Below are 6070 nucleotides of genomic sequence, written 5' to 3' on the forward strand. Positions count from 1 at the left end.
TCAGGAGAGGTTATACATGAGGGAATGAAAAATCAAATGATTAATAACCAGTAAAGATAAAACTAGAGTGAAAGTACTTTTTCACCACGTGCAATACCTGACACACCTGAACGCACAACTTCTAAAATTGTGTTTTCAGCAAGCGCATCGATAAAGCCATCAATCTTTTCTGTTGTACCTGCAATTTGAATGGTATAGGTCGTCGGTGTTACATCGACAATTTGAGCACGGAAAATATCAGCAGTACGCTTAATTTCAGCACGTGCTGAACCTAATGCTTTGACTTTAATCAGCATCAGTTCACGCTCAATGTGCGCACCTTCAGACAAATCAACTACTTTCACAACTTCAACTAATTTATTGAGTTGCTTAGTAATTTGCTCAATTTTATGCTCATTACCATAAGTCGTTAATGTCAAACGTGACAATGTTGGATCTTCAGTCGGTGCAACATTCAGAGTTTCAATATTGTAGTTACGCTGACTAAACAAACCCACTAGACGAGAAAGCGCACCAGCTTCGTTTTCAACGAGTACAGAAATAATATGTCTCATTCAGTACGCTCCCCTTTAGATAACCACATATCTTGCATAGATTGACCTGCAATCAACATTGGATAAACATGCTCTGTACGATCAACCATCACATTGATGAATACACATTTATCATTAATTGCCATCGCTTCTTTTAACTTAGATTCAAGCTCATCTGCATGGTCAATTTGAATACCTACGTGACCGTAAGCTTCCATTAATTTTGAGAAATCAGGCAATGATTCAATATAAGAACTTGAATGACGTCCTTCATAGTTCATATCTTGCCATTGTTTAACCATACCTAACGCACGGTTATTTAAGCATAAAATTTTAACATTCATGCCATATTGCTTACAGGTTGATAGCTCTTGAATACACATCTGAATCGATGCTTCACCTGTAATACACACGACTTGTTTTTCAGGGAATGCCAATTTAGCAGCCATCGCATAAGGTAAACCTACGCCCATGGTGCCTAAACCACCAGAATTGATCCATTGACGAGGGTGCTTGTATTTGTAATACATTGCACCAAACATTTGATGCTGACCAACGTCTGAAGTAATGATCGCTTCACCATTGGTAATACGATCCAGTGCTTCAACCACTTGCTGTGGTTTCATTACACCATCAACACCCGGCTCATAACGTAAACCATGAACTTTGCGCCATTCATTGATCTGTGCCCACCATGCAGCAATCTCTTCAGGATTTGGTTTTGAAACATTCATTTGTTTCAATTGAACCAACATCTCTTGAAGTACAGGCTCTACCGCACCTACGATTGGAATATGCGCCATGATTGTTTTTGAAATCGTCGCAGGATCGATATCAATATGGATGACTTTAGCATTGGTACAGAATTTAGCAGGGTTATTGGTTACACGGTCATCAAAACGTGCACCGATTGCCAAGATCACATCTGCATTATGCATGGTCATATTGGCTTCATAAGTACCATGCATACCCAACATGCCAATGAATTGCTCATCATTACCTGGGAAACCACCTAAGCCCATGAGCGTATTGGTGACTGGGTAATTTAATAAATGTGCTAATTCAGTCAATAATCCAGAAGCATTCCCTTGAACAACACCACCACCTGTATAAATAACAGGACGCTTAGCATTGATCAGTTCTTCAATCGCTTTACGAATTTGCCCTGAATGACCTCGTTGAGGTGGCTGATAAGAGCGCATTTTCACTTTATCAGGATATTCGTAAGCAAATTTTTCAGCAGGATTTGTAGCATCTTTTGGAATATCAACAACAACTGGTCCCGGACGACCAGAAGAAGCAATATAGAATGCTTTTTTAATAATTGAAGGAATTTCACTCGCATGACGCACTTGGAAACTGTGTTTTACGATCGGACGAGAAATACCGACCATATCCGTTTCTTGGAACGCGTCTTCACCAATAAGATGTGATGCAACTTGACCAGACAAAATCACCATTGGGATTGAGTCCATATAAGCTGTTGCAATTGGTGTTACGGTATTTGTTGCGCCTGGGCCAGAAGTGACCAGCACCACCCCAGTTTTACCCGTTACGCGTGAGTATGCATCTGCCATATGACCAGCAGCTTGCTCATGACGTACGAGATAATGATTGATTTTATCTTGTTTAAATAGCGCATCATAAATATGTAATACTGCGCCGCCTGGATATCCAAAAACATGTTCAACGCCTTCGTCCGCCAATGCACGAACAAGCATTTCACCACCAGATAAAAGTTCCAACGTATTCACCCTAATCTTTTTTCCACAGCACTATGGGAGACATAGTCCGTGTTTTCATTCATTGATTGTGTGCTCTGTTATAGCACACATATTTAAAAGTTTTTGCAGCAATAAATAATAAAATCTTCACGCAACCGTTTGAGCTGTATGAATCACTGAAATATGTTGGGATAAACATTTTTCGGTTAGCTTCGTTTTCTCGGCTTAGAGAAAACGTTATTGCCTGCTTTGATATTTTTATTCGAAGGGTGATCGAATAAAACATCTGAAACTAAAGCAAGCATTTTTGTAGTTTTAGCGAACAAAGTCAAGGTTTCTGACGGGGTTTTTATTGATTATTTACCATCCGCTTAATTTTAAAACTATTCCTTTTTTTTAACCATTTATAAATAAAATTTCAATCACTTATAAATCAATAAAATTTAGAGAGAATTATTTTAAAAAATACAAAATAGTATAAAATATAGACAAATCTTATAAAATATGCAGACTCGTTTAAAACGAACCAATGTATATTAGCTAGTTAGATAGAGATCAGAAAAAATTTAACTTTCTGTCTATAAAAATTGATGCGAAGGTCTTTCACAATGAAACAAAAAAATGGTTTAGCACACACGGTTCTTGCAACATTGGTTGCTGCTGTTTTAGGCATGACAATGACGGCAACACATGCAAAACAGTATTATAAATGGGTAGACAGTAAAGGTTCTACGCATTACACCACGACACCACCGCCTAAAAGCGCACGTAGTAAAGCCAAAGTAGAAACCTATGGTTGGGGAGGAAACTCATCAACAACAGCAAAACCTGCACCCGTACAACAACCAGCCGTTGCACAACCATCTGCACCAACAAATACAGCACCTGCGCCTGTAAATAATGGACAAAACCAAACTCCAGTAAGCAATCAGCAGAAAGAAACGAATACAGCATTACCAATGACTCAAAATGCGCCAGCGAATGCCGAAGTCGCTCGATAATTGAATTAAAGTGGCAAAATAATAAAACACTTTAATTTTTTCAGTTTTAAATCACGCGCAAAATTCACTTTTTGGTGTATTTTGCGCTATGCTGTGCAACACAGTTTTTTAACCATTGCTCTCAAAATACGTTTATGACTACTCATATTGACCCTGAATATCAAGCGAGCGCGATTGAGCCTCAAGTCCAAAAAGACTGGGAAGATCGCAAATCTTTTAAAGTTGCCGACACTGTAGAAGGTCCACGTCGTTATATCCTCTCGATGTTCCCTTACCCAAGCGGCAAACTGCATATGGGTCATGTGCGTAACTACACGATTGGCGATGTGATTAGCCGTTTCCACCGTCTCAAAGGTGAAACTGTGCTACAGCCTATGGGTTGGGATGCGTTTGGTTTGCCTGCTGAAAATGCAGCAATCGCTCATCAAGTTGCACCTGCCAAATGGACTTTTGAAAACATCGCGTATATGCGTGATCAATTAAAGAAACTTGGTCTTTCTGTAGATTGGGATCGTGAATTTGCGACTTGCACACCTGAATATTATCACTGGGAACAATGGTTATTCGTTCAACTGTATAAAAAAGGCCTGATTTATCGCAAGCTTTCAACAGTGAACTGGGATCCAGTGGATCAAACTGTTCTTGCGAATGAGCAAGTTGAAAATGGACGTGGTTGGCGTTCAGGTGCATTGGTTGAAAAACGTGATATTCCAATGTACTACTTCCGTATCACCGATTATGCACAAGAATTATTAGACGATTTAGATACCTTAAAAGACGGTTGGCCTCAACAAGTCTTAACGATGCAACGTAATTGGATTGGTCGCTCTCAAGGGATGGATGTTACCTTCCCATCAGCGAATCCAGACGTTTATGCAGATGCATTAACCGTTTATACCACTCGTCCAGATACGTTGATGGGTGTAAGTTATGTTGCGGTAGCAGCAGAACATCCTATTGCACTAAAAGCTGCTGAAAACAATGATGCTTTAAAAGCATTTATTGAAGAATGCCGTATGGGTTCTGTTGCAGAAGCCGATCTTGCCACTGCTGAGAAAAAAGGCATGGCAACAGGCCTGTTTGTTCAACATCCTGTAACCAATGAACAAGTTCCTGTTTGGATCGCCAACTATGTGTTGATGTCATACGGTTCAGGCGCTGTGATGGGCGTTCCTGCACATGATGAGCGCGACTTTGAATTTGCCAATAAATTCGGTCTTCCGATCACTCAGGTGATCGACAATGCCAAAGAAGGTGATGGTGCGTACGATACACAAAACTGGCAGGACTGGTATGGCGTTAAAGAAGGCTCTTTGATTAACTCAGGTGAGTTTAACGGCTTAACCATTCAACAAGCCTATGACGCTTTACTCGTTAAATTACAACCGCAAGAATTGGCGAATCCTAAAGTTCAATTCCGCTTACGTGACTGGGGCGTTTCTCGTCAACGTTATTGGGGTTGTCCAATTCCAATGGTTAACTGCCAAAAATGTGGTCAGGTTCCTGTCCCTGAAGAGCAACTTCCTGTTGTACTTCCTACGGATGTCGTGCCAGATGGTTCAGGTAATCCATTGAATAAGATGCCTGAATTCTATGAAACTCAATGTCCAAGCTGTGGCGGCGATGCACGTCGTGAAACCGATACTTTGGATACTTTTGTAGAGTCATCTTGGTACTATGCTCGCTATGCATCTCCTGATTTTACTGGTGGCCTAGTGAAACCTGAAGCTGCGCAAACATGGCTTCCTGTCAATCAATATATCGGTGGTGTAGAACATGCGATTCTACATTTACTTTATGCACGTTTCTTCCACAAGTTAATGCGTGATGAAGGTGTAGTACAAGGCAATGAACCATTCACTAACCTTTTAACTCAAGGTATGGTGCTTGCAGATACATTCTATCGTGAAGCTGATTCTGGTAAGAAAACTTGGTTTAACCCAGCAGATATCGAATTAGAAAAAGACGAGAAAGGTCGTATTATTTCGGCGAAATATCAAGGTGATGGCCAAGAGGTTGTGGTTGGCGGTCAAGAGAAAATGTCGAAGTCAAAAAATAATGGTATTGACCCTCAAGCCATTATTGATCAATACGGCGCAGATACCGCACGTGTGTTTATGATGTTTGCAGCACCACCCGATCAATCGCTTGAATGGTCTGATGCAGGTGTTGAAGGTTCAAACCGTTTCTTAAAACGTGTTTGGCGTTTAACCACTGGCTTCCTTGAAAAAGACAACTCTGCTGCTGCAATTGATACAGCAACGCTTTCTACGGATGCTCAAGATTTACGTCGTAAAACTCATGAAACCATTCAGAAAGTTGGTGATGACATCGAACGTCGTCATGCGTTCAACACAGCTATTGCAGCATTGATGGAATTACTCAATGCTTGCAACAAGTTTGAAGCTAAAGATGACAATGATGTTGCTGTTGCACGTGAAGCGATTATTACCTTACTCACTTTACTTGCGCCATTTGCACCGCATTTAAGCCAAACTTTATTGGCTGAATTTGGCATTGATTTAACCACTGTATTGTTCCCTAGCGTGGATGAATCTGCATTGACGCGTAATACGCAAACGATTGTGGTACAGGTGAATGGTAAACTTCGTGGTAAGTTAGAAGTATCTGTTGATGTATCGAAAGATGAATTATTGGCATTGGCAAAAGCATTACCTGAAGTTCAACAATTCTTGACAGGCCCAACCAAGAAAGAAATTGTTGTGCCGAATAAATTAGTGAATTTGGTGGTTTAAAACGCTTTTAAGCCTCCCTTTCTAAAAGGGAGGTTTGGAGGGATTTTATGAAAAAA

The 6070-nt window shown here is 40.4% G+C and carries 4 protein-coding genes; 2 read left to right on the top strand and 2 right to left on the bottom strand.

Annotation, left to right across the window (positions count from 1 at the left end):
• Positions 1-62 precede the first annotated feature (62 nt).
• Complete coding sequence (gene ilvN, locus GGG_RS0104885; protein WP_010112732.1) at positions 63-554, bottom strand: acetolactate synthase small subunit; 492 nt, start codon at positions 552-554, stop codon at positions 63-65.
• Positions 551-2278: an acetolactate synthase 3 large subunit gene (locus GGG_RS0104890; protein ID WP_010112733.1), complete on the bottom strand. Its 1728-nt coding sequence runs from the start codon at positions 2276-2278 to the stop codon at positions 551-553. Before GGG_RS0104890 ends, ilvN begins: the two co-directional genes overlap by 4 nt.
• 587 nt (positions 2279-2865) lie before the next feature.
• Here GGG_RS0104890 and GGG_RS21220 point away from each other — a divergent pair.
• Positions 2866-3258 carry a DUF4124 domain-containing protein gene (locus tag GGG_RS21220; RefSeq protein ID WP_010112734.1) on the top strand — a complete coding sequence of 131 codons (393 nt, stop codon included), beginning with the start codon at positions 2866-2868 and terminating at the stop codon, positions 3256-3258.
• A gap of 134 nt (positions 3259-3392) precedes the next feature.
• Positions 3393-6014 carry a leucine--tRNA ligase gene (gene leuS / locus GGG_RS0104900; RefSeq protein ID WP_010112736.1) on the top strand — a complete coding sequence of 874 codons (2622 nt, stop codon included), beginning with the start codon at positions 3393-3395 and terminating at the stop codon, positions 6012-6014.
• Positions 6015-6070: the final 56 nt, after the last annotated feature.

The sequence above is a fragment of the Acinetobacter sp. P8-3-8 genome, from assembly GCF_000214135.1.
GTDB lineage: Bacteria > Pseudomonadota > Gammaproteobacteria > Pseudomonadales > Moraxellaceae > Acinetobacter.

Coding starts and splice junctions, on each gene's coding strand:
- GGG_RS21220 (WP_010112734.1), top strand. CDS start 2,866: ATGAAACAAAAAAATGGTTTAGCACACACGGTTCTTGCAACATTGGTT.
- leuS (WP_010112736.1), top strand. CDS start 3,393: ATGACTACTCATATTGACCCTGAATATCAAGCGAGCGCGATTGAGCCT.
- ilvN (WP_010112732.1), bottom strand. CDS start 554: ATGAGACATATTATTTCTGTACTCGTTGAAAACGAAGCTGGTGCGCTT.